Source organism: Gammaproteobacteria bacterium (genome assembly GCA_029884425.1).
GTDB lineage: Bacteria > Pseudomonadota > Gammaproteobacteria > S012-40 > S012-40 > JAOUHV01.
This window is the reverse complement of sequence record JAOUHV010000017.1, coordinates 1-23,301: the sequence shown is the minus strand read 5'-3', so window position 1 is coordinate 23,301 and position 23,301 is coordinate 1. Positions and strand designations below refer to the sequence as shown.

The window sequence follows — 23,301 nt, the reverse complement described above, 5'->3', positions numbered from 1 at the left end:
AATGAATTTTAAAAAGACCAATGCGCTGTTGATGCTGGCGCTACTAAGTTTGACGCCTGTGACCATGCCTAATGCAGCTGACAAGCCCGACGCGGCAAAAAAAGAAAGGCCGGTATTGGCGGTCAAAACGATTACTCCCAGCGTTGAAAGCTGGAGCGAAACCCAATTGGCCAGTGGCGGAATTTGGCCTTGGCAAGAGGCGATTGTGGCAGCAGAAACGACAGGATTGCGCGTGACCGACATTCTGGTGGATGTGGGTGATGAAGTGAAACGCGGGCAAAAAATGGCGTTACTGGCATCCGACATGGTAAGGGCCGATCTGGCACAAAAAGAAGCACTGGTTGCGCAGGCCAATGCCGAGATGCGTGAAGCGGAAGAAAATGCCAAGCGTGCTGAGGAAGCAAAACTGAGTGGTGTTTACTCTGAGCAAATGGTGACCCAGTATTTGGTGGCTCGCGACAAGGCGCGCGCTAATTTGTCATCCGCAGAAGCGCAATTGCAAAGTCAAAAAATCCGCCTGAGACAAACCGAAATTGTTGCCGTGGATGACGGCGTGGTATCCGCTCGCAGCGCCATGCTTGGTGCTGTGCCCCAGGTGGGTGCTGAATTGTTTCGTTTGGTACGGAAAAACCGTCTGGAATGGCGAGCGGAATTGATGGCCGAGCAGGTGGCGAAAGTGAAGCCAGGACAAGATGCTCGTTTGCGATTGTCCAGTGGCGAACAAATCGAAGGCAAAGTGCGGATGAAATCGCCCGTGGCGGACGTCAGTTCGCGCAAGACGTTGGTGTATGTGGATTTGTTGTCGAGCAAAAATGCACGCGCAGGAATGTTTGCCCAAGGCGAAATTTTGTTCGAGAAAAAACAAGTAATGACCGTGCCTGAATCCGCTGTGGTGTTGCGTGATGGCTACAGCTACATATTCGAAGTGGGTAGCGATCAGCGCGTAATTCAACGCAAAGTGACAACAGGGCAGCGATCCAATAACCGGGTTGAAGTCGTCAAGGGGCTCAGTGCCAATGCGCGCATTGTGCTCAGTGGCGGCGCATTCCTCAACGGTGGTGATGCCGTGCAGGTCAGTGAAAATGCCGCTGCACCCAAGGTAGTTAAGCAATGAATGTTTCGGCCTGGTCGATAAAAAATCCGGTTCCCGGCATTCTGCTGTTTGTCCTGCTGACACTGCTGGGGATTCAAAGTTTTCGCGAATTAGGTATTCAAAACTTTCCTGATATTGAACTGCCCAACGTGGTGGTGACTGCGACGCTGGAAGGAGCATCCCCCAGTCAGTTGGAAACCGAAGTGGCGCGGTTGATTGAGGATAAACTGGCCAATCTGGGTGGCGTAAAGCATTTACGTACCACCATCGCAGATAGCACAGCTACGATCATTGTCGAATACGATATTGATCAAGACACCGAAGTGGCTGTCAATGATGTGCGCAATGCCATCGACAGTATTCGTGCCAAGCTGCCGGCAAGCATGAATGATCCCATCGTTTCCAAAATCACCACTACCGGAGCGGCGATTGCCACCTTCACGGTGCAGTCGGAGCACATGGATGAAGAAGAGTTGTCCTGGTTTGTCGATAATGAAATCGGCAAAGCCATGCGCGCAGTGGAAGGTGTGGGCGCATTTTCACGGATTGGTGGTGTTGATCGTGAAATCGCGGTTGATCTTGATCCACTGAAAATGAATGCACTGGGCATTACCCCGGCACAAATTACTGAACGATTGAAATCGGTTCAGCAGGACACCTCCGGTGGGCGGGGAGATGTCGGTGGTGCGATTCAAACCATACGCACCCTGGCGGCTGCTCATACCACGCAGGATATTGCTGCGCTGGAAATTCCTTTGGCCGATGGGCGTACGATTCGCCTGGGTGAAGTTGCGCACGTGCGTGACACCGTGGCGGAACGGTCGACCTATACTTTCCTGGATGGAAAGCCGGTGATTGGCTTTAACATCACGCGCCTGCGTGGTGTGAGCGAAGTGGAGCTGGCGAACAAGGTGCGCAAAGTAGCGCAGACACTTCAGCAGCAGTTTCCGCAAATAAAAATTGTCGAAGCCTACAATACCGTCGATGCGGTTGAAGACAATTATCACGGTTCGATGGAATTGTTGTACGAAGGCGCCTTCCTGGCGATTCTGGTGGTGTTTCTTTTCCTGCGGGATTGGCGTGCGACCCTGGTGTCGGCGACGGCCTTGCCGTTATCGATTATTCCAACCTTCATCGTGATGAACTATCTCGATTTCAGTCTCAACGTGCTGACCCTGTTGGCGATGGCGTTGGTGGTCGGCATTTTGGTCGATGACGCCATTGTTGAAATCGAAAATATTGTGCGTCACTTACGTATGGGCAAAAAGCCGCTGGAGGCTGCGACCGAAGCCGCAGGAGAAATTGGTCTGGCGGTGATTGCCACCACCATGACCCTGGTAGCTGTGTTTTTGCCGACGGCGTTTATGGGCGGCATTCCAGGGAAATTCTTCAAACAATTTGGGATTACCGCAGCGGTGGCGGTACTAACCTCATTGTTGGTGGCGCGAATGCTGACACCGATGATGGCGGCGTATTTTCTCAAGGAACACGGCTCGCAAAAGCCAGATGGTCCACTGAAGCAGCGCTATCTGGGCTGGATGCGCTGGACTCTGGCGCATCGCAAAATCACCATTTCGCTGGCGTTGCTGTTTTTTATTGGATCGCTGATGCTGGTGCCCTTGTTGCCCAAGGGATTTTTGCCTGCGGCGGATCGAAATCAAACCGCCGTAAAGCTGGAATTACAGCCGGGCAGTACCCTGGAAGACACCATTGTTGCGGCACAGCAGGCGCGTGAATTATTGCTGCCGGTTGATGACATTGTGTCGATATTTACCGCCGTTGGTGTGAGTGCCGGGCACGGACCGTTTGGTGAAGGTGCCAGCAGTGACATCCGCAAGGCGACCTTGACCATTACGCTGAAACACCGCAACGACAGGCCGCGAAAACAGGCGGAAGTGGAGAATGAAATTCGCGAGCGTTTGAAACCGCTGGCGGGGGTTCGCACCTCGGTTGGCCTGGGTGGGTCAGGTGAAAAATTCCAGTTGGTATTGCAGGGCGAAGATGCGGTTGCCCTGAACGATACCGCGCGTGTGGTGGAAAACGAACTGCGGACGTTGAAAGATATCGGCAATATCACCTCCAGTGCGAGTTTACAGCGCCCGGAAATTCATATCACGCCCGATTATGCTCGCGCGGCAGATTTGGGTGTGACCAGCGAAGCGTTGGCAAATGCCATTCGGGTGGCAACAGGTGGCGATTACGCAGTGCGTTTGCCAAAACTGAATTTGCCACAACGACAAATTCCCATTCGGGTTCGCTTGCAAGAAGATGTTCGACAGAATATCGAAGCGCTAAAACAATTGCAGGTGCCCGCGAAACACGGCTTTGTGCCCTTGTCGGCATTGGCTGAAGTAACGCTGGGAAGTGGCCCCAGCGAAATTGATCGGTTGGACCGAAAGCGAAATGTGAGCATCGAAATCGAATTGGCGGGGCAGCAGGTGGGAACGCTGCAGGAGCAGATTAATAACATGCAGTCGCTGCAACAATTGCCTGCGGGTATTAGCCAGCCTGCTTCCGGTGAAGCGGAGCGCATGATGGAGCTGTTTGGCAGTTTCGGCTATGCGATGCTGATCGGCGTGTTGTGCATCTATATCGTGCTGGTGTTGTTGTTCCATGACTTTTTGCAGCCGGTGACTATTTTGGCGGCATTGCCGTTCTCGGTGGGTGGCGCGTTCCTTGGCTTGTTGATGATGGATCATGCGTTTTCAATGCCGGTCATTATCGGCTTGCTGATGTTGATGGGCGTCGTGAGTAAAAATTCTATTCTGTTGGTGGAATATGCGGTGAAGGCGCGGCGTGAACATAACATGCCGCGTTTTGAGGCGCTGGTTGATGCGTGTGCCAAACGTGCGCGACCGATTATCATGACTACCATTGCCATGGGCGCGGGCATGTTGCCGGTGGCAATGGGCCTGGGAGCCGAGCCCAGTTTTCGCTCACCGATGGCGGTGGCGGTAATTGGTGGATTGCTGACATCGACGGTGTTGTCATTGCTGGTGATTCCTGTGGTGTTTACTTACGTCGATGATTTTCTGCAATTGTTAAAACGCGGAATGCGCTGGATTGCTCAGGCCGCATCACGCTGATTTTTCCCTGCGACGAGTGAGTGAATATCACTCGTCGCTCAATACAATTCTGCCAATTTTTTCTGCCGTAACGGGAATTGCTAATTCCATGGTAATGGGGTTAGCATGGCGGCCAATCTTCAATGAGAAAAATCAGGTTAGATGGAAATGGCCAACAAGCATACGATTCTTGTTACCGGTGCCTCCAGTGGTATTGGTGCCGCTTGCGCGGCAAAATTCGCGGCGCAGGGTTTCACCGTTTATGCATCGGTGCGCAAAGAAAAAGATGCAGAAGCCTTAAAGAAAATAGACAACAATATCCGGCCATTGATTCTTGATGTTTGCGACAGCATGTCGATTGCCAACGCCTATCGTCGCATTAGTCAGGAAATGACGGAAAACGAGACATTTTCGTTGATCAATAACGCCGGCGCAGTTGCGATGATTGCGCCGCTGGAATGCGTCAATATTGATGATGCGCGTCAGCAACTGGAAGTGAATGTCATCGGCACGTTGGCGGTGACGCAGGCGTTCATGCCATTGTTGCGGCAGACCCAAGGTCGGGTGGTGATGGTGACTTCGTTGTCGGGACGTGTGGCGTTTCCATTCTGGGGAGCATATGTTGCGTCAAAGTTCGCGCTGGAAGGCATGACTGATGCGCTGCGTATGGAAACCCAGGGGCAAGGCATCAAGGTCAGCATCGTTGAACCGGGGCCGATAAAAACCTCGATTTGGGAGCGCAGTCGATCTCGCAGTGAGACATCGCAGAAAACGTTCGATGCGCAGCGGTTGCAGCCCTACGAGCCGGCGATTTCCAGGTACTTGGCAACGGTAGGGGCACCGGATAAAAATGCCGTGTCTGTGGATTGTGTGGTGCAGGTGATTGAAACTGCGTTGCGTGCAACCAATCCTAAACCGCGTTATCGCGTTGGCCAGGCCAAAATCGTTGCGCCGCTGGCCTGGCTGCTGCCCAGCCGCTGGATGGATGCCATTTTACGCAAGCAGTTTGGGCTGTAGCATGACCGTTTGCCGTGGCAGAAATATTCAATCGGTATTATTGTTTGTCTGTTTTCTCAACCGGCAACCCCGCATTTTGCCATTCGGGAAAGCCATCTTCCAAACGTCGCGCTGACAGTCCTTGTTCGCGCAATAGTTTTACCGCATCAAACGCCAATACGCAGTAAGGGCCTCGGCAGTAGGCCACGATTTCGTGTTGGCTATCCAGTTGTCCCAGTTGTTTTTTCAAATCCGCCAGCGGAATGTTAATGGCACCGGGAAGGTGACCCGCGGCGAACTCTTCGGCAGGGCGGACGTCCAAAACAGTGACCGAGCCTTCCTTGGCGCGTTGTAGCAGGGTGTCGCGGGGGATGGGTTCCATGTCGTCCTTGGCGCGCAGGTAGGTGTCAATGAGCGTCCCAACCTCGTCCAGATGGCGTTCAGCGACACCGCGTAATTGATCAAGTAGCATTGAAACATCGTTGCCACTGAGTCGATAAAACACCCGCAGGCCGTCCTTGCGGCTGGTGACAAGGCCGGCGTGGCGCAGTTGCTGCAGGTGATGTGAGGTGTTGGCAATGCTCAGGTCCATCCGCTGCGCCAGGTCTTCGACCGAGTATTCACGCTGGGCTAAAAATTCCAGTATTTCCAATCGGTTGGCGCTGCTCATTGCCTTGGCAATATGGGCAAACTGGGTGAATAGCTGTTTTTTAAAACTGCTCATGCCATGAACCTGTTGTGTGACTGGGTTCATGGTATTCAAATAATTACTTGAATACAAGGTAGTGCTGGACTATATTGTATTCAAGTAATCATTTGAATATTAACCCGAGGCGCATTATGGCTTTTGCAGAGTTTGTTGCCCAGCATGAAGTAACCATTCGCATGGGCTTCTTTTTTGGCACCCTGATGTTGATGGGGGTGTGGGAGACGCTGGCACCGGCGCGGATGCTGACGGTTTCCAGAGGTGTGCGCTGGCTGAACAATCTTGGCCTGGTCTTTCTCAACAGTTTTATTCTGCGACTGCTGTTTCCGGCGGCGGCCGTGGGCATGGCTGCGTTTGCGGCGCAGCAGGGCTGGGGATTGTTGAACCACTATCCACTGTCATTGCCGCTGGCGGTGCTGGTGTCGGTGGTGGCGCTGGATTTCATTATTTATCTGCAACATGTGCTGGTGCATGCCGTGCCGACGTTGTGGCGTTTGCATCGCGTGCATCACGCAGATCCTGATTACGACGTGACGACTGGCGCGCGTTTTCATCCGCTGGAAATCATTTTGTCGATGCTGATCAAGTTTGCCGCCATCATTGTGCTGGGGCCGCCGGTGATTGCCATCGTGGTGTTTGAAGTGATTTTGAATGCGATGGCGATGTTTAATCACGGTAATGTGCGTTTGCCAGCTTCGCTGGATGCGGTGCTGCGCTGGTTGATTGTGACACCGGACATGCACCGCGTGCATCACTCGGTGGAGGATAACGAAGCCAACAGCAATTTTGGTTTTAATCTGGCGATCTGGGATAGATTGTTTGGCACATACATCGCGCAGCCGCGACATGGTCATCAGGGAATGACCATCGGTATTCATCACTATCGTGAGGCCAAGCAGGTGACGTGGTTGCCGGGAATGTTGAGTTTGCCTTTTAAAGGCAAGATTACTGGCTATGCCATTAATCGTCGGCAGTGGAGTAACAGCGATGAAAAATAATCTTGGCAAATGGTTGTTGTTGGTGCTGATTGTCGCAGGCGTGTTGGTTGCCAGTTATTTTCGTGATCAATTGGATGTGGCGGCATTGCAGGCGCAAATCAGCGATACGGGTGCGGCTGGCGGTTTGCTGTTCATGCTGATTTACGCCTTGGGCACGGTGCTGTTTTTTCCTGGTGCGGTGTTGACACTTGTTGGTGGAGCCTTGTTTGGCCCAGTGCTGGGAACGGTTTATAACCTGACCGGCGCGACCTTGGGGGCCACGGTGGCATTTTTGTTAGCGCGCTACATTGCTTCGGATTGGGTTGAGCAGAAATCCACAGGCCGGGTGAAACAGCTCAAACAGGGCGTGGAAAACGAAGGCTGGCGGTTTGTCGCCTTTGTTCGTTTGGTGCCGCTGTTTCCGTTTAATTTACTGAACTATGCGTTGGGATTGACGCGAATTCCGCTGCTGCAATTTGTGCTGGCGTCGTATGTTTTCATGCTGCCTGGCGCAATTGCCTACACCTATCTTGGTTATGCAGGTCGCGAAGCCGTTGCCGGTGGTGATGGTTTAATTCAAAAAATTCTGTTGGCTGTGGCTTTGTTGGCGGTGGCGATGTTTTTGCCGCGCTTTATCAAGCAAATGAAGCGGCAGATGATTAGCGTTGATGAACTGCAGCAGCGTCAACAAAATGCGGAGTCATTGCTGGTAGTGGATGTGCGCAATGCTGACGAATTTCGTGGCGAATTGGGGCACATTGCTGGCGCGATCAATATTCCGCTGGAGGCTCTGCCGCAGCGTCTGGCCGAATTGGGTGCGGATAAGGCACAACCGATTGCACTGATTTGTCATACAGATCGACGTTCCAGCAAGGCTGCGGAGCTGCTGGCGCGGCATGCGTTTAGCCACTTGCGTGTGGTGAAAGGCGGCATGCGCGCCTGGCGTGGCCGCGGTTACGCGGTGCAATGATCGTAACTTGTTGGGCGCGCCGGGCTAGTGAAGCAGGCGCGCCATTTTTACTCGATACATGGTTACCACTGGGCCGCTGCCGCCGAGAATATTAAAAATTTCCAGCACGGCTTTGCGTCCGGCGTCATCGCCGAATTTTCGATCCAGCGAAATGACTTTCAAAAAACCATCCATCGCTGCTTCCCATTGTTGCTGAGTGGCCCGATAGGCTGCGAGCAGATAATGGGCTTCCACATCGCTGTCATTGGCGGCAATGCGTTGTTCCAGGCTGGCCTGATCCGGTGCGTTTTGCAGCCGTTGAACGAAGCGCATGCGTGAAACATAGACTTGCAAACTGCTGTCTTCGGCCAGATTGACCGGCAAATTTTGTATCATTGTCGCCAGTTCATCACTCATGTTCAGCGCCAAATAGGCATCGGCTAATGACGTGAGTGTTTTTATGCTGTGTGGATTGAGTTGCAGTGCCTGTTGCAGCAGCGGAACTGCCTGGGCTGTTTGCTGCGAGGCAAGAAGCGGAAGCGCTTGCTGCAGCAATTCATCTTCCGGGCGGTGGATGTGTTTTTCAATAATTTCGCGCACCCGACTTTCCGGAATCGCGCCGTTGAACTCGTCAACCACTTCACCGTGGCGATAAATGCGCACCGTGGGCAGCGAGCGTATTCCGTGCTGTGCGGACAAATTGCGCTGTTGTTCGGTGTTGATCTTGGCCAGATGAAACGCGCCTTTATATTCACCGGCGAGTTTGGCCAGGATAGGCATCAGAATTTTGCAGGGGTTGCACCAGTCAGCCCAATAGTCGACCACAACAGGAACGTGTTGTGAGCGCTGTATGACGTCTTGCTCGAAACTGGTTTCGGTGACAACGTGAACAAATTCGTTAGTGCTCATTGATTGCTCCTAAGGGCGTGTTTCCAGGGGGACCGCAACGACGGTGTTGGTGTGAGTGAATACCAGTTGTGCCTGTATGGTTTTGTTTGGCCACAATTGGCGTATGCCATCGACATAGGCCTGTAGTTGTGGGAAATAGTGTTGCGCGGTTTGTGCCAGTTGCTCGCCTTGCACGCGATGGGTTTTGTAATCGCAGATGATAATGCCGTTGTCGGTTTCCACCAGACGGTCGATGATGCCGTGTTGCTGCTGTTGGCGTTGACGATATTGCACCGGGACCTCGTTCCAGCTGCGTTGAATGCTGGTGCTATCGAACAGATGATGCGTTGCCGGATGCTGTTGTGTTTGCATGGCTTCGTCAATGGCCAGTTGCAAAATATCGGCATCGTGGCTGACGTTAATTTCAAACGCCAACTGATTTTTTAATTGCATCCGATCCAGCGTGGGCTGCTCGCTGAGCAATTGCAAGCAGCGATGAATCGCATTGCCGCGCTGGCGATTGTGTTCGCCCTGCCATTCGCTGTCGACCAGTTCATCGTTGCCGAGTTCACTGGGGCTGGACGCCTGTTCGTTACTGTCGCTGGTGGCCGCTTGATGCAACCAATCCAGCTGCGGTTGTGGTTGCGGCGTGGTGGTTGTGTCAGTTTGGCGAATTGCCGGCGGTGTGTTGGAACAAATAATTTGTGGCTGTTGTTCGTCATCATGCGGCCACGATTGTTGCAACTGGCCGTACCAGCCGCCGTTGCTGCTGCGTTTTCCCTGACTGCCGGAGATGAACAACAATTGCCGTGCGCGCGTGATGGCAACGTACAGCAGATTGGCATCTTCCTGCTGGTTGCGCGTGGCCAGTTGTTGCAGCAGTTGTTGGCTGATCGCGTCCTGATCGTCTTTTTTGCCGAGCAGGAAAAAATACTCCGGTTTGTTTTGCTCGGAGGTGTTGTCATCTGCCCAGTAGACCAGCGCCTTGTTGGCGTGGCGGGCCTGGGTTTCGCGCGCGCTGTCGAGCAAAAACACCACCGGCGCCTCCAGTCCCTTGGCAGAGTGAATGGTCATGATGCGCACTGCATCGGCACTTTCACCTGGACTGGCTTCGTTGGGCGCTTCGTCAGTGTTGCCACGCATTTCAGCCAGCGTAGCCAGAAAGCGACCACTGCTGGGATAGCGGCCACTGTCGACCTCAAGCGCCAGTTGCAGAAATTTGCCCAGATTGCGCTGTGCCCGTTGGCGTAAAAAAAACGGGATACTGGCTTGGTAACGCGCCAGCACATCGCCCTGGTGATAAATGTGATCAACCAGATCATGAATGGGCGTGTGCAAGGCCAGCGGCAGCCATTGCGACAATAATTCGCGGGCGCGCTGCAAGGCAGGCGAGAGCGGCGCGGCAAAATTGTCATCGGCCAGTAGCGTATCCATCCAGCTTTTTTGTGCGGAACAATGTTGTGCAATGAGCGTTAGATCGTCATCGCTGCAGGAAAACAGTGGCGACTTGAGGCAGGTGGCCAGCGCCAGATTGTTGAATGGCAGCGTGAGCAATTCCAGCAGCGCCACCATGTCCTGAACTTCGCGCGTTTCAAGCAGAGTGCCACGGTCCGCGCCCAGATAGGGAATGCCGTGTTCGCGCAGCGCCGTTTCAAATGCCTGAACGTGGGTGCGTGAGCGCAACAGCAACATGATGTCGCGATAGCGACAGGCGCGGGCATTTTTTTCGTCGCCAATCGGCGTTTGCTGATCGATCAATTGACGGATTTTTTGCGCGACCAAACTGGCTTCAAGCGTGCTGGCATGGGCTTCACCGCCAGCGCGTGGTTGTTCGAGTGGATTGCGCAGTTCGATGCTGATTTCTTCTTCATCGTTGGCATCGCTGTCTTCGGCGCGACAAAGGGGCAGTAATTCTGCCTGGCCCCACAGTGTTTGATGCGTATCATGCGGCGTAAAAAACGGCATGAGCGGTTGCATTTGCTCGTGCGCAAACGTGTTGTTGACCACATCCATGATGGCTGGTGAGGATCGGCGTGATTTATCCATCGGATACTGGCGCGCATCCAGATGGTGTTTCAGCCATTGACCGGCTTGATCAAGCAGGCGCGGATCGGCGCGACGAAATCCGTAAATGGATTGTTTGTCATCACCCACCAGAAACACTGAACGACTGTCGCGTTGTGCCTGGGCCATTTCTTCCAGCAGTGGCAGCAGCAGTCGCCATTGCGTGGGGTTGGTGTCCTGAAATTCATCCACCAGCAAATGATCAATGCGCTGGTCGAGTTTGAATTGCACCCAGTGGGCATTGTCGCTGTTGCTCAGCAGTTGATACGCCTTCCATTCCAGATCACCAAAATCCAGTTGGCGTTGTTCCTGTTTCAGGCGCTGGTATTGTTGCAAAAAATGATTGCCGGCCAGATACCAGGCATGGCTGCGCTGATAGGTTTTATGTCGTGCCCGGAGGTCGTTGATGCGATCGAGCAATGCGCACATTTCGCTGTGAATTTGCAGAAACTGTTGTTCACCATCCACGCCCATGGATTTTTGCTGGGCTTTGCTGGCCTTGCGTGAGCGAGGTCCGCTTTGGCTGAAAAATACTTCCTGCACGCTGCTGAAAAACGCCTCGTGGTCCGGTGTATTGGCGAGCGCATCGGCAAGGGTTTGGGCGAATTTCTCGTTGGTGGCAGTCTGATGTTTGGCCAGCAGTTGCGCAAAAGTGCGCAATTGTTGTTGTGTGGATTCGTTTTGCAACAGCGCGAGCGGTTTGTCGTCGGCATTGATGTCGAGTTGTTGTTGCAGGCGCTGGCTGGCATAGGCAACGGGATCAGTCTGGTCGGCGATGTAGGCCCACCAGTCCGCACGGAAATTGATAAATTGATCCAGGGCTTCGCGGGCACTGTTGAGCGTGCCGCAGTGGCTGAACAGGGTTTCCAGTGCGAGCGCCAGTTCGTCGTTGGGCGCACGCGTGGCCTGATCGCACATTGCGTCCCAGGCGCTGTCCAACAGCAAGGTGGTTTTGTCCAGCAGGGCGAAACCTGGCGGCACGTCGGCTTCCAGCGGAAATCGGCGCAGAATGTCCTGGCAGAAGGCGTGGAAGGTGGTGGTTTTAACCTTGATGGGATGGCGTAGCAGTTGTTCGAACAACTGGCGGGCGCGCTGACAGGTGGCGTCGCTGTCATCTTCGCCAATGTCGCGAAGTTGTTTGCGCAGTTGTTGATCGTCGCTGGCGCACAGTTCCAGCAGGCGTTCGAGCAGGCGGGTTTGCATTTCTGCCGCCGCTTTGCGGGTAAAGGTGACTGCGAGGATGGCATCGGGCTGTGCGCCGGCCAGCAGCAGACGCAGCAGGCGGGTCACGAGCAGATAGGTCTTGCCCACGCCGGCAGAGGCTTTAACCACGGCGTTGTGTCGGGGATGGGCGGCCAACAAGGGATTATTTTGCATGGGGGCAAGAATAACATGGCTCCAGGCTGTACGGCAGGGGCAGGACGGTTAGAATGAAGTGATTGCAGGAGGGAATTAAGCATGTCAGTGGAACAAGTTCGTCAGCGAATAGAACGATTGATTGAACCGCATTTACCCATGGTTCAGTTGATGCTGCAGCAGGCCGCGCAGCAAAGTGGCCAGTCAATGGCGGCGTTCGCGCAGAATGACAAGGTGATGGCAATGGTGTTGCGGCAGGTTCATGGCCGTTTGCCGCTGTTGGTGCGTTTGGCGTTGCGTGAGGAACGGTTCGTGACGTGGGTGCTGAATAATCGCAATAGTTTGTTCAAAGACGATGGCCGATTTCGTGGCTAGGCGCTTTTGCGCTGGTGCGCACGCGAACGCTGTAACAGCGCAGCTTCGTCGATGTGATCCATCTGCTCGGGTTTGAGGAATTTTTCCGCGTATTGCAGATAGACTTTTTGCCGAATAAAAATTTCGAACAAGTCGGCATCAATGTGCTGGTCATCGCGCATTTTTGCCAGGATGCCCAATGCCTGGCTGAGGGGCATGGGTTTTTTGTAGGGGCGGTCGGCGGAAGTGAGCGCTTCAAAAATATCGGTGATGCCCATCATGCGCGCCTGCACTGACATTTGGTCTCGGGTTAAACCGCGTGGATAGCCGCTGCCGTCCATGTGCTCGTGATGACCACCGGCGATCTCGGGCACATTTTTCAGATGCTTGGGGAAGGGCAGTGATTCCAGCATGCGAAGGGTGGTGGAAATGTGGCCGTTGATGATGGCGCGTTCGTCGCTGGTCAAGGTGCCTTTGACGATGTTGAGATTGAGGACTTCATTTTCAGTGAGCAACGGCCGCTGCTGGCCTTCGCTGTCGCGCCATTGGCGTTTGGCAATCTCTTTGACGCGATTCTGTGCATCGGCGCTCATGGACTCGCTGCCTTTGTTGCTTTGCTGCAAAAAACGCTGGTCGTCATTGAGCTGGGCAAGCGTATCGCGATAGTGCTTTTCTGCCGCTTTGAGTTTTTTCTTGTCGCCATTAGCGTCAAGTTGCACCTTCAGCCAATCAATTTCAGCATCGCGATACAGCGTTTCAAATCGTGAATTGATTAATTCCATGCGGTCGAAAATGGTTTCCAGTTTGGTGGACTTTTCGATGACATGCACCGGCGTGGTGATTTTGCCGCAGTCGTGCATCAGCGCAGCAATTTTAATTTCGTACATGTGCTCGTCAGAAAAGCGCACCTCTGCCAGCGGGCCGTGTTCATTGTCGTGAATGGCCTGGGCAAACATCATTGCAATTTCTGGAATGCGTCGGCAGTGAGAGCCGGTGTAAGGTGATTTTTCGTCGATGGCGTCGGCGATAACGCCAATAAATTTTTCCAGCAATACCTGCAAGTCGGTGATCAAAATGTGGGTGGTCAATGCCACGGCGGCCTGTGAGGCCAGCGATTCGGCCAGACGTTGGTCTTCGCTGGTGAAGGGGACAACTTCGCCGGTGGATTTGTCGGTGCTGTTAATCAATTGCAGCACACCGATGACATCGCTTTCGTGATTACGCATCGGGATGGTTAAGAACGATTTGGAACGATAGCCAATGATGCGGTCGTATTCTTTGGTGCCGCTAAAATCAAATCCCTGGCTTTCGTAGGCATCGGCAATGTTGACGGTGGTGCCGGTGTTGGCCGCGTACGCCGCGACGGTCGAGGTATCGGATTTGCCATTGGCCAGGCGTAGACGCACTGGGGCCAGGTTGATGGGGGGTTGACCGGGGCCGCCCAGATAAATGCCTTTGGAATGGTTTTGCAAAATTTCAAACCGCAGGTGCTTTTTGGGCTCGTCGAGCAGATACAGGGTGCCGCCATCGGCATTGGTGATGGTCTGCACGCCTTCTAGAATTTTTTTCAGAAGTTTGTGTTTGTCCTTTTCAGCAGACAGGGAAATACCCAGGCTGTTGAGCTTTTCAATGCGTGACAGAATGTCCGACGGCGAAATCATCACGGATCCTTGTGGTGTTTGACGAGATTTGGCGAACCGATGTGCGCCAGCCTGACGCCACAGGGCATCATCAGACGAGGTGTCTCTGGCAGCGACGACGCAGGGTCGTCGATCAAAAACGGGCGTTGGGTGTTTAGCACTCGCTCTCCAGCTGGTCCAAACAACAAGGGTTCTAGGCCGTTAGCGGCAGCGACTTTCCAAGGTTTAAGGGGCTGGAGGCAGTGTTTATGCGGAATGTGAACTAGTGCAGGGCTCGGGGGATGCTCAGGGTAAAGGCAGGGATGGTGGCGTCGAACTGGATGCCGTCGTCTGCCAGCATCTGGTAGCTGCCTTCCATGCAGCCGACCGGGCTGTCCATGACGGTGCCGCTGGTGTACTCGTAGCTGTCGCCGGGACGCAAATAGGGGGTTTCTCCGACCACACCTTCACCTCGGGTTTCCTGCACCTTGCCGGTGGCGTCGGTGATGATCCAGTGGCGGCTGAGCAGGCGTGCGGCCTGGTTGCCGGTGTTGGTGATGGTGACGGTGTAGGCGAAAGTGTACCGGCCCAATGTCGGTGACGACTGGTCGGGCAGGTATTGGGGTTTGACGTGTACCTGGATATCGTAAATTTTCTGCTGAATCATGGTCGTTGGCGTGAGCTGGCTAATTTGAGTGCGCCCAGCAGACCTACGTCTGGATTGAGCACGATGTTGACCGGGATCTGGGTCAGTAACTTGTTCATCCGCCCCTTGTGCAGAAACGCCGCCATAAAATCCCCTTTTTGTAGTCGGGGCAGTATCTTAGCGGCAATTCCACCGGCGATGTACAGACCACCATAGGGTAGCACGCTCAGGGCCAGATTGCCTGCTTGAGCGCCATAGATTTGCACGAACATGTCCAGCGCCTGTCGCGCCAGCGGATGCTGTTGCTGGTTGGCCAGGTGGCTGATGTGGGCGGCGGCGTCGTCCTGGCTGAGTATGGCCTCCAGGGCGTCAGACGGCAGCGCCGCCCGATCGGCGAGAAACGAAAAAATGGCGACGAGTCCCGGCCCGGACAGGACGCGCTCCACCGACACGTGTGGGTAGCGCTGATTCAGAGTAGTCAGCAATTCCTGCTGCAGGGCATTGTTGGGGGCGAAGTCCACATGACCACCTTCGGTGGCGTGTACCCGGTATCCCTGTGGTTGCGGCAGTAGCAGGGCTTGCCCCAGACCGGTGCCTGCGCCGATCAGCGCCCGTGGCGCGTTTGGCTGAGGTTTTCCGGGTTGCAAGGTGAGCAGGTCGGATTCGGCCAGTTCATCCAGGCCGTAGCCGACGGCAGCAAAATCGTTGATCAGCAGTAGCCAGGGGATGTTGAGTTCAGCCTTGAGCTGCTCGCTGTCCAGCAGCCAGGGCAGGTTGGTGACCTGGGCCTGCTGTCCCTCCCTGGTTGGGTTGACCGGGCCGGCGACCGCCAGGCAGGCGGCATCAATCGGGCCGGTTTGGGCAATGACTTCGCGCAGCAGTTGGGTGAGGCTGGCGTAGTTGGCGCTGGGGTAGCTTTGTCGCCAGATCTCGCGCTGCTGGACGTCTTTGACCAATATCCGACTGCGGGTGCCGCCAATGTCAGCGGCCAGCCGCAAACTCATGACTGAGGTTCCAGGCGGCTGGCGGCCGCGTGGTCGAGCAACCAGTGCAATGTGTGGCTGGCGCGGATGTTCTCGATCGGATAGGGCGGCTGCTGGCTGTGCTGGTGGACCTGACGCATGACCTCGGCCTTTCCGGCGCCGGCGGAAAGAATGGCGACATGGCGGGCATGGTTGATCAACGGATAGCTGAAGGTGATGCGCCAGGTGTGAAGTTGTGGCACTTCGTTGGCGCAGACCCAGTTGTGTTGTTCGCTCAGGGCGGTGGTGCCGGGGAACAGTGAGGCAGTGTGGCCGTCTTCGCCCATGCCCAGCAAAATCAGGTCGAAGCAGCCCATGCCGTCGACGCTGGGAAGCTGGCGCTGCAGCAGCGCCTGGTAGCGCTGCGCGGCCTGCGCTGCAGGCAATTCGGCGTCGATGCGATGAATATTGGCGGCAGGAATGGCTGCGCGGTCAAACAACGCTTCCCTTGCCATGCGGTAGTTGCTGTCCGGGTGATCCGGTGGTACGCAGCGCTCGTCGCCAAAGTAAAAATGGCTGTGTTGCAGCAGCTCGGCATTGGCCAGTGTGGCGATGCGCTGGTACAGCAGCTTTGGAGTGCTGCCACCGGACAGGGCGATGTGAAAGCTGCCACGTTGGGCGATGGCTTGTTGGGCCAGACTTAGCCACAGTTCGGCGGCGGCTTGGTTGAGTTGTTCGATGCCAGCAAAAATTCGCAGTTGGCTTTCCATGTCGATGTTGAGACTCCTATTAGGCCGATCCCGCCTGGTGGCGGGATCGGTGGTTCGGTTCAAGCGGCATTTTGCGCTAATTTGTTGCGCTTTTCACCTATGGCGGCGAGCAGATTGTCAAACGATTTGGCAAACGTGGACACACCCTCGTCTTCCAACTCCTGCATGGCCTTGTTCATGTCGATGCCCAGCTTGGCCAGTTGACCGAATTGCGCCGGTGCCTGAGCCAAATTTTGCATCAGGGTGTTGGCGGCATTGCCGTGCTCGTGGAACGCTTTGGCGGTCGCTGGCGGAATGGTGTTGACGGTGTGTGGACCGATCAGTTGTTCGATGTACAGCACATCGCTGTAAGCCGCATTTTTGGTGCCGGTGCTGGCCCACAGCAGACGCTGAGGTACTGCGCCTGCGGATTTCAGTGCAGCGAAGTCTTTGCCGTCGAACAGTTTTTGATATTCGACGTAGGCGGCTTTGGCGTTGAGGACGGCGATCTGGCCATGCAACGCATCATGAGCCGCAGTTTTGCCGGCGCATTTGTCCAGCAGTGGGTCAAGTTTGCTGTCGACGCGACTGACGAAGAAGCTGGCGACCGAGGCGACGGCCAGTGATTCGCTGCGTTGTTTGCGGGCTTGCAGGCCACGGATGTAGGCTTTGGCCACTTCGACATAACGTTCCACCGAGAACAGCAGCGTGGCGTTGACGTGAATGCCGTCGGCGATCAGTTGCTCGATGACCGGAATGCCAGCCTTGGTGGCAGGAATTTTAATCATCGCGTTGGGGCGGTTAATGCGGCGGAACAGCTCGCGGGCTTCGTCAATGCTGGCCTGAGTGTTGTGTGCCAGGTCGGGTGAGACTTCCAGGCTGACGTAACCGTCCAGACCCTTGCTTTGATCATACACGCCGCGCAGTTTGTCAGCCGCGCCCTGGATGTCGCGAATGGCCAGTTCGAAGAAAAATGCGCGGTTGTCGGCGCTGGGTTTTTCCCGCAGCAACTGACGGATTTGGCTGTCGTAGTCGCTGCCGCTGGTAATGGCTTTTTCGAAAATGGATGGGTTGGAGGTGATGCCGCGCAGATCCTGATCTGCGATCATGCGTTCGATGTCGCCGTTGTCCAGCATGCTGCGCTGGATATTGTCGAACCAGAAGCTTTGTTCAAATTTTCGAAGTTGTTTGAGTGCGTTGCGTGTCATGGTTGATTCCTTGCGCTTGATTACGGGTTTGCTGAGCAACTACGTCGACGGGGCTAAGTTAGACTTTAATGTCTTAGAGTAGTTTAGTCGTTGCCCGGTTAATTATTGGGTTGCAAATATGGTGCACGGTAGCCTCAGGACGGCTGCCGAACGATGGCTAATGCTTCGGTCACGGCAGCTACCACGCGTCGTTCGATGTCCATCATTTCGTCATAGCTGAGGTAAAACGTGGTATCAACGTCAAAACGGACATAGCGCGGCGGCAGGCGGTTTAATGCCAGGCAGGCAGCGTCCTCGAACTGTTCTTGATCCAAAATCAGGTTCAGTTGCGCAGTTTGCTTGCGAATCTGGCTGAATACCAGGTTTTCGTAATAATTGTGTACGGTACTCATGGCGCTTCCCGGTCGTTGGCGTACAATTCACGGTGTTTATCGTGTCAAAGTGGGGCGTGCTTGAGTGTCTGAGGGCGAGTTTTGCCATGGGGTGTCAGGTAAAAACGTCAGTAGCGCCCGGGTGCATATCCAGTAAAATAAGGTTTCCCTAAGTCAGGTGGGTTATTTTGGTGCTCATGCATATGTCAGTCATCTCTCGAATTCTCGGATTAGCGCTGTTGCTGCTGTTGTCGGCCTGCGGTTTGGGTACATCACAAGTCATGGAGCCCACGCCCACCGGTCTGACCCTGGGCGTCGAGGAGGTCAGCCTTCCCTCCGGTTACATTGTTCAGCTTCAGCCCAAGATGGAATATTCTGACGGTACTTCCCGTCCGTACGATGGCGAGGTTTTGTGGGAAACCAATGATGAATCTGTTGCGCGTGCCTACGTAGGGCCGAACAAATCGAAAAACTTGCTGCAGACGCGAGGCACTAACGATGGTAGCAAGTGCACCATCAAATTGATGACCACCGACAAGAAATATGTCGGACGGTTTGATGTAAAACTGGTTCGTGCGGATCTGATGGCTCTGGAGCCGCAGTTGGTCAATGGCGAAGTGCGTCTGACCGGTCGGTTCGAACGCGGATATGGTGCGACCAAACAGCGGTACGTGCAGGATTTGACGTACAACTATTTCTTCTATTCCACCAATCCAGAGTTATTCACAATTTCTTCCTCGGGTGTTGCGCAAATCCTCAATGAGGGTTCGGGGTCGATGGTTTTGAACAATATTTTTCCCTCGGAAGGCGGCCATCATTCGTTTGAATACCAGGTGGACGTGAACCAGGGGCAGATGCGGTTTGGTGGACGCATTACCCCCAAGTCGCTGGAGATTGTAACTGTCCCCAGCCTGACCAAATTGCCCCTGTACCAGCAGGTGGATGTAAAAGTGATTGCGCATTACGAGGGGGGGCGCACGCAGGATGTGACCCGCTGGGCGGCGGTCTCCGAGTATTTATCCGATAATTTCCAATTGCTGCGCAAGTTCGGCGAGAATGGTGTGTTGACGGGGTATGCATTGCGCGGAGATCAGGAAGGGGAAGGTAATCTGGGAGTGGATTTTGCCGGCGCACAGGCCAAACTGTCGGTTGAAGTGGTGCCCGCGCAGTTGGAAAGCATCAGTGTGGTTTCCAGCAAAAATATCTGGAAATGGCCCAAGGGCGAGGAAGTTGGATTGACGGTAAAAGCCAAATACGTCAATGACGACACTCGTTACGATATTACCAGCAATCCTGACGTGCTGTGGACGGTGACGCCAACAGGCATCCTTGAGCGGGTGACGACGGAGAGCGGTACCTTTTATCGCGGCCTGCGGGCGAATGAGTCGGCGGTGCTGAAGCTGACCTATCAGGACAAATCGGTTGAGCAAAAGATAGAAATTACGCCGGCAGCGATTGAGCGCATAGAAATCGACAAAACCGACACCCAGGTGGCAGTGGGCGGTGTGCTGCAATTGATGGTTAACGCGATATACACCGACCGCACTGATCCTGCCTATGATGCCACCAGGTCGGTGGAAAGCGGCGCGGAATTCGCGTCGGTGGCTGCCGATGGCAAGGTGACCGGTTTGAAGGAAGGGGTTGCCCGTATTGGAGCCACATTGACCGGTACGGCCAAGGGTACGTTGCAGGCTACTGCGGATATCAGTGTTACGCCGATGAAACCGAGCAAACTGGTATTGAGCGCCGTGGGTGGCAAGACGCTGTTGTCGCTGGGTGAAAAAGTTGGCTTGTCTGTGCGGGCGGACTACAACGGTGCCAAGCCTGTGGTCGATCTGCGTAGCGACCTGATCAGTTGGCAAGTGGATCCTCCGGGCATGGGGGCGGTGACCACCAAGGGCGAATTTGTTAGCTACAACATCGGCAATGTGACGTTGGTTGGTACTTACGAAGGCGTGCCCAGTAATCCGCTGGTGTTCGAGATTGCTCCCAAGGGGGTGGCCAGTGTGGCGATTGATTTGCCGGTGCCCGCCCGTCAGTTTCCAGCAGGTATTTATCTGACTCCGATCCTGACAGTGATTGGTACCGATGGTTCGATACTGGCCGATTATGAATATTCGGTACAGTGGCAAACCAGCGATGCCAATGTCGCGGAAGTGATTAACGGCGTGTTGCAGCTGAATGGGCCGGGCAATGTGATTGTCTCCGCCCGGGTTAACACCAATCACGTCGCAAATCTGGTGCTGCAGGTGACCGCGGCGGGGCTACCCAGCATATCGGTATCGTTGCCTGCGGTGATCAACATGGTGGTTGGTGAAGTGCGTGATTTTTCAGTGACCTACGTCAATGCTGACGGTAATCTGGGCAATACGCCCAGTGATTTGCTGTGCATGACGGCAAATATCGGGGTTGCCCAAGGCAGCGTTTTCGATGTGGATAACCAGTTGTGTAGTGTGACCGCCATGGGGGTGGGAACGACTTCGCTGGTTATCGAAGACGGCAGTGGCGGTGCAGTCTCGTCAACGACGCAGATCAACGTGACCGAACTGCCCAGCCTCGGTACGTTCCAAGAGGGTGCGGTCTATGACATCAGTTCTGTTCGTGAATTGGACCCGGTCCAGCGGTATAGCCATGTGATCAACGGGTTGCCACTGAATCGGCGTTACACGGTAAAGGTGGTGACCGCCAACGGTGCTACGTTGCGACTGGATAAGAGCCGTCTGTGGGTTGCGCAGCGGCCCTATAGTTTTGGTGAGTCCTGTTTGGCCCTGGCGGCGAATCGCAATAGTTTGGCCTGTGGAGCCCTGACCAGTAGCGGTAAGTTATACGTTGGCGTGCTTGATGACCTGGGTGGAGTGCCTTACAGGCTGCAGGTGATGCCTGAAGTCTACGAAAACGAAGGTAGCACGGCGTATCCTGCAAAGACACTACAGCCGGCGGCGGCTGCAGTCAGCGGCATGGTGTCATCGAATGCGGCTATGGGGGATGCGCTAAGCATTTACAAACTGGCAGGTTTGGAGGCCAATACAAGCTACGTGTTGACAATGAGCGGCCAAACCGAAGTGGTCTACATGAATTTGTATTCCGACTCGGCGGGTGATTTGTGTCCTCAGGTACCTGATTCTGCGGCAGTGGCGAGTGCCTTGCCGTCCACGGTGCAGCGCTGCGAATTTATTTCGCCGCCGGACGCCGGGAACCTGACCTTGCGGGTGTATGGTCATAAGGAGGGTTTGGCCGAACCCGGTGCGTCAGCCATTGGCGGTGCGTCCTACAATCTGCAATTCAGCAAAGCGCTGTAACTCAGCATCGAATCCAATTTTCTGGATTCGATTTCATTTTTTTGCCTGTGCGACCGATTAACTGTTAGCTCTCAACCGCCTAGCCGGTTGGGAGCGCAGTAGCCCAATGATTTTGTTAGAAAATGTGGCAAAGGGAGCTGGCATGGCTTTTTCTGGTGGATTGTCTATTCGCGCAAAGCTGAATATCAGCATTGCGCTTATCTTTTTGGCCGTAATGGTGGTGAGCACCCTGGTGTCGGTTGACCGCGAGCGCCAATATGCGCTTTCCGTTGCCAAGCAGCAGGTCACTGACTTGACCACCTGGTATTTCGACAGTCTGAACACCATGATGCTGACTGGCACGATGGATCAGCGAGGATTGCTGCGCGAAAAGTTGCTGTCGCGTGATCACGTACGAGAGGCGCGAGTGATTCGCGGCCTACCAGTATCGATTCAATACGGTTCAGGTTCAGCTGATGCCCAAGCGGTGGATGATCTGGATAACCTGGCACTGCAAGGTGAGCCACAAACCGTGGTCAGCGAAACCGACACAGGACGGATATTGACGATCCTGACGCCGTTTGAAGCGACGCGCGACACCCGCGGCGTTGACTGTCTGGCCTGTCATGAAGTGCCCGAAGGTTCGGTCAATGGTGCAGTGCGCGTCAGTTTCTCACTGGAAGAAATGGATGCCAAAGTCAAAGAAGAAACCCTGTTCAACATCGCGATGAACCTGGGTTTGTTTGCGCTTGGATTGTTGATCGCCAACCTGCTCATCAATCGTTGGTTTAATCGCCCAGTCAGTCACATGATGGAAGTATTGCAATCTCGTTCTGAAGGCGATGAAAACGCACGGATGGAATGGGACAGCAATGACGAAATGGGACGTTTGGGTGAAGTCTTCAACACCATGGCGGACAATATCAGCGTCGCGCACGAGCGTGAACATGCCACCGCCAATGAATTGAAATCCAAAGTGGACAGTCTGCTCGCGGTGGTCAATCGCGTGGCTGAGGGGGATTACAGCGCTACGGTTGGTTTTGATGGTAAAGATGCGATCGGTGAGTTGGGTACTCGGTTGCAGGTGATGGTCGACTACATTCGTGGCTCGATTGAAGAGAAACGTGAAGCAGTTGATGTATTGCAACAAAAAGTGGATTTGCTGCTACAGGTGGCTAATCACGTTGCCGAAGGGGATCTGACCGCCAGCGTCCACATGGAAGGTGAAGATGCCTTCGCCAAGCTGGCGATGGGCGTACAAGGGATGATTCAAAGTTTGAACGAACTGGTCGCGCAGATTCAACATTCTGGAGTGCAACTGGCCGCCGCTGCCACCGAAATTTCTGCCTCCATGTCGCAACTGGAAGTAACCGCAGAAAATCAGGCGCAAACCACGCACGACATCGCCGCGACGGCGACTGAAATTTCTGCTACCACCAAAGATCTGGTACTCACCATGGATGAAGTGGGGCGTGTGGCAGAGCGCGCCTCCAATTCGGCAGAAGACAGTCACGCTGGCTTGTCGCGCATGGAAAATATTATGCGCCAGTTGGCCGAGGGTGTTGTCACCGTGGGTGACAAACTGGAACTGCTTAAAGAAAAAGCCTCCAGCATCAGCGGCGTCGTGACTACCATTTCCAAAGTGGCCGATCAGACCAATCTGTTGTCGCTAAACGCGGCAATCGAGGCGGAAAAAGCCGGCGAATCTGGTCGTGGCTTTGCGGTGGTCGCTGTGGAAATTCGCCGCCTTGCCGACCAGGCTGCGGTATCGACTCTGGACATTGAGCACATGATTCGCGAGATGCAGGACTCGGTTGCTGTGGGAGTTGACAGTATTCGTTTCTTTACCGATCTGGTGCGTCACGGGGTCAACGAGGTGCAGATCGTCAGCAAACAGCAGTCGGAAATTATCGATCTGGTAGAAACGCTCAGTCCGCGTTTTGAGGCGGTGCATCAAGCGATGCATTTCCAATCTCAAGGGGCGGAGCAAATTAACGAGGCGATGATCAAGCTGAACGAA

18 protein-coding genes are annotated in these 23,301 nt (G+C 54.5%); 8 read left to right on the top strand and 10 right to left on the bottom strand.

Features of this window, described 5'->3' with window-relative positions; translation table 11 throughout:
• Nucleotide 1: 1 nt before the first annotated feature.
• From OEW58_06570 to OEW58_06560, 3 genes are all read left to right on the top strand, one after another.
• A complete protein-coding gene (locus OEW58_06570) occupies nt 2-1,114 on the top strand; it encodes an efflux RND transporter periplasmic adaptor subunit (GenBank protein ID MDH5301010.1) in 1,113 nt (370 codons plus the stop codon).
• A complete protein-coding gene (locus tag OEW58_06565) occupies nt 1,111-4,179 on the top strand; it encodes an efflux RND transporter permease subunit (GenBank protein ID MDH5301009.1) in 3,069 nt (1,022 codons plus the stop codon). The genes OEW58_06570 and OEW58_06565 overlap by 4 nt, the downstream gene beginning before the upstream one ends.
• A 147-nt stretch (nt 4,180-4,326) precedes the next feature.
• On the top strand, nt 4,327-5,175 hold the full coding sequence (locus OEW58_06560) for an SDR family NAD(P)-dependent oxidoreductase (GenBank protein ID MDH5301008.1): 849 nt from the start codon (nt 4,327-4,329) through the stop codon (nt 5,173-5,175).
• A gap of 37 nt (nt 5,176-5,212) precedes the next feature.
• Here OEW58_06560 and OEW58_06555 read toward each other — a convergent pair whose 3' ends face one another.
• Complete coding sequence (locus tag OEW58_06555; GenBank protein ID MDH5301007.1) at nt 5,213-5,878, bottom strand: metalloregulator ArsR/SmtB family transcription factor; 666 nt, start codon at nt 5,876-5,878, stop codon at nt 5,213-5,215.
• 116 nt (nt 5,879-5,994) lie between these two features.
• On the opposite strand from OEW58_06555, the gene OEW58_06550 reads away from it, so the two are divergent.
• Both OEW58_06550 and OEW58_06545 read left to right on the top strand, forming a co-directional pair.
• The gene (locus tag OEW58_06550) at nt 5,995-6,858 is read left to right on the top strand and encodes a sterol desaturase family protein (GenBank protein ID MDH5301006.1); all 864 of its coding nucleotides are present in this window, start codon (nt 5,995-5,997) and stop codon (nt 6,856-6,858) included.
• Entirely contained in the window at nt 6,848-7,807 is a 960-nt protein-coding gene (locus OEW58_06545; GenBank protein ID MDH5301005.1) for a VTT domain-containing protein, read from the top strand. Before OEW58_06550 ends, OEW58_06545 begins: the two co-directional genes overlap by 11 nt.
• Nucleotides 7,808-7,831: 24 nt before the next feature.
• On the opposite strand, the gene OEW58_06540 is transcribed toward OEW58_06545, so the two are convergent.
• Together OEW58_06540 and OEW58_06535 are read right to left on the bottom strand one after the other, a co-directional pair.
• A complete protein-coding gene (locus OEW58_06540) occupies nt 7,832-8,695 on the bottom strand; it encodes a tetratricopeptide repeat protein (GenBank protein ID MDH5301004.1) in 864 nt (287 codons plus the stop codon).
• A gap of 9 nt (nt 8,696-8,704) precedes the next feature.
• Nucleotides 8,705-12,115 carry a UvrD-helicase domain-containing protein gene (locus OEW58_06535; GenBank protein MDH5301003.1) on the bottom strand — a complete coding sequence of 1,137 codons (3,411 nt, stop codon included), beginning with the start codon at nt 12,113-12,115 and terminating at the stop codon, nt 8,705-8,707.
• Nucleotides 12,116-12,196: 81 nt separating this feature from the next.
• Here OEW58_06535 and OEW58_06530 point away from each other — a divergent pair, with 81 nt between their 5' ends.
• Nucleotides 12,197-12,469 (top strand): hypothetical protein, encoded by a 273-nt coding sequence (locus OEW58_06530; protein ID MDH5301002.1) that lies wholly within the window; start codon nt 12,197-12,199, stop codon nt 12,467-12,469.
• Here the strand turns inward: OEW58_06530 and OEW58_06525 are convergent.
• From OEW58_06525 to OEW58_06495, 7 genes are all read right to left on the bottom strand, one after another.
• On the bottom strand, nt 12,466-14,109 hold the full coding sequence (locus tag OEW58_06525; protein MDH5301001.1) for a GAF domain-containing protein: 1,644 nt from the start codon (nt 14,107-14,109) through the stop codon (nt 12,466-12,468). The genes OEW58_06530 and OEW58_06525 overlap by 4 nt on opposite strands.
• The gene (locus OEW58_06520) at nt 14,109-14,249 is read right to left on the bottom strand and encodes a hypothetical protein (GenBank protein MDH5301000.1); all 141 of its coding nucleotides are present in this window, start codon (nt 14,247-14,249) and stop codon (nt 14,109-14,111) included. The genes OEW58_06525 and OEW58_06520 overlap by 1 nt, the downstream gene beginning before the upstream one ends.
• A gap of 101 nt (nt 14,250-14,350) precedes the next feature.
• Nucleotides 14,351-14,734: a Co2+/Mg2+ efflux protein ApaG gene (gene apaG, locus OEW58_06515; protein ID MDH5300999.1), complete on the bottom strand. Its 384-nt coding sequence runs from the start codon at nt 14,732-14,734 to the stop codon at nt 14,351-14,353.
• On the bottom strand, nt 14,731-15,717 hold the full coding sequence (locus OEW58_06510; protein MDH5300998.1) for a glucokinase: 987 nt from the start codon (nt 15,715-15,717) through the stop codon (nt 14,731-14,733). The genes apaG and OEW58_06510 overlap by 4 nt, the downstream gene beginning before the upstream one ends.
• The gene (gene pgl / locus OEW58_06505; protein MDH5300997.1) at nt 15,714-16,445 is read right to left on the bottom strand and encodes a 6-phosphogluconolactonase; all 732 of its coding nucleotides are present in this window, start codon (nt 16,443-16,445) and stop codon (nt 15,714-15,716) included. Before pgl ends, OEW58_06510 begins: the two co-directional genes overlap by 4 nt.
• Before the next feature lie 59 nt (nt 16,446-16,504).
• Entirely contained in the window at nt 16,505-17,632 is a 1,128-nt protein-coding gene (tal, locus tag OEW58_06500; protein ID MDH5300996.1) for a transaldolase, read from the bottom strand.
• Nucleotides 17,633-17,766: 134 nt separating this feature from the next.
• Nucleotides 17,767-18,024 carry a late competence development ComFB family protein gene (locus OEW58_06495; protein MDH5300995.1) on the bottom strand — a complete coding sequence of 86 codons (258 nt, stop codon included), beginning with the start codon at nt 18,022-18,024 and terminating at the stop codon, nt 17,767-17,769.
• Nucleotides 18,025-18,206: 182 nt separating this feature from the next.
• On the opposite strand from OEW58_06495, the gene OEW58_06490 reads away from it, so the two are divergent.
• Together OEW58_06490 and OEW58_06485 are read left to right on the top strand one after the other, a co-directional pair.
• A complete protein-coding gene (locus OEW58_06490) occupies nt 18,207-21,302 on the top strand; it encodes an Ig-like domain-containing protein (GenBank protein MDH5300994.1) in 3,096 nt (1,031 codons plus the stop codon).
• A gap of 142 nt (nt 21,303-21,444) precedes the next feature.
• Nucleotides 21,445-23,301, top strand: a 1,857-nt coding sequence (locus OEW58_06485) for a methyl-accepting chemotaxis protein (protein MDH5300993.1), incomplete at its 3' end; no start/stop codon positions are given.

Excerpts from the sequence above, each read along its gene's own strand:
- OEW58_06530 (MDH5301002.1), top strand. The coding sequence starts at position 12,197 with ATGTCAGTGGAACAAGTTCGTCAGCGAATAGAACGATTGATTGAACCG.
- OEW58_06540 (MDH5301004.1), bottom strand. The coding sequence starts at position 8,695 with ATGAGCACTAACGAATTTGTTCACGTTGTCACCGAAACCAGTTTCGAG.
- OEW58_06490 (MDH5300994.1), top strand. The coding sequence starts at position 18,207 with ATGTCAGTCATCTCTCGAATTCTCGGATTAGCGCTGTTGCTGCTGTTG.
- OEW58_06570 (MDH5301010.1), top strand. The coding sequence starts at position 2 with ATGAATTTTAAAAAGACCAATGCGCTGTTGATGCTGGCGCTACTAAGT.
- apaG (MDH5300999.1), bottom strand. The coding sequence starts at position 14,734 with ATGATTCAGCAGAAAATTTACGATATCCAGGTACACGTCAAACCCCAA.
- OEW58_06525 (MDH5301001.1), bottom strand. The coding sequence starts at position 14,109 with ATGATTTCGCCGTCGGACATTCTGTCACGCATTGAAAAGCTCAACAGC.
- OEW58_06510 (MDH5300998.1), bottom strand. The coding sequence starts at position 15,717 with ATGAGTTTGCGGCTGGCCGCTGACATTGGCGGCACCCGCAGTCGGATA.
- OEW58_06535 (MDH5301003.1), bottom strand. The coding sequence starts at position 12,115 with ATGCAAAATAATCCCTTGTTGGCCGCCCATCCCCGACACAACGCCGTG.
- pgl (MDH5300997.1), bottom strand. The coding sequence starts at position 16,445 with ATGGAAAGCCAACTGCGAATTTTTGCTGGCATCGAACAACTCAACCAA.
- OEW58_06545 (MDH5301005.1), top strand. The coding sequence starts at position 6,848 with ATGAAAAATAATCTTGGCAAATGGTTGTTGTTGGTGCTGATTGTCGCA.
- tal (MDH5300996.1), bottom strand. The coding sequence starts at position 17,632 with ATGACACGCAACGCACTCAAACAACTTCGAAAATTTGAACAAAGCTTC.
- OEW58_06565 (MDH5301009.1), top strand. The coding sequence starts at position 1,111 with ATGAATGTTTCGGCCTGGTCGATAAAAAATCCGGTTCCCGGCATTCTG.
- OEW58_06495 (MDH5300995.1), bottom strand. The coding sequence starts at position 18,024 with ATGAGTACCGTACACAATTATTACGAAAACCTGGTATTCAGCCAGATT.
- OEW58_06550 (MDH5301006.1), top strand. The coding sequence starts at position 5,995 with ATGGCTTTTGCAGAGTTTGTTGCCCAGCATGAAGTAACCATTCGCATG.
- OEW58_06560 (MDH5301008.1), top strand. The coding sequence starts at position 4,327 with ATGGCCAACAAGCATACGATTCTTGTTACCGGTGCCTCCAGTGGTATT.
- OEW58_06555 (MDH5301007.1), bottom strand. The coding sequence starts at position 5,878 with ATGAGCAGTTTTAAAAAACAGCTATTCACCCAGTTTGCCCATATTGCC.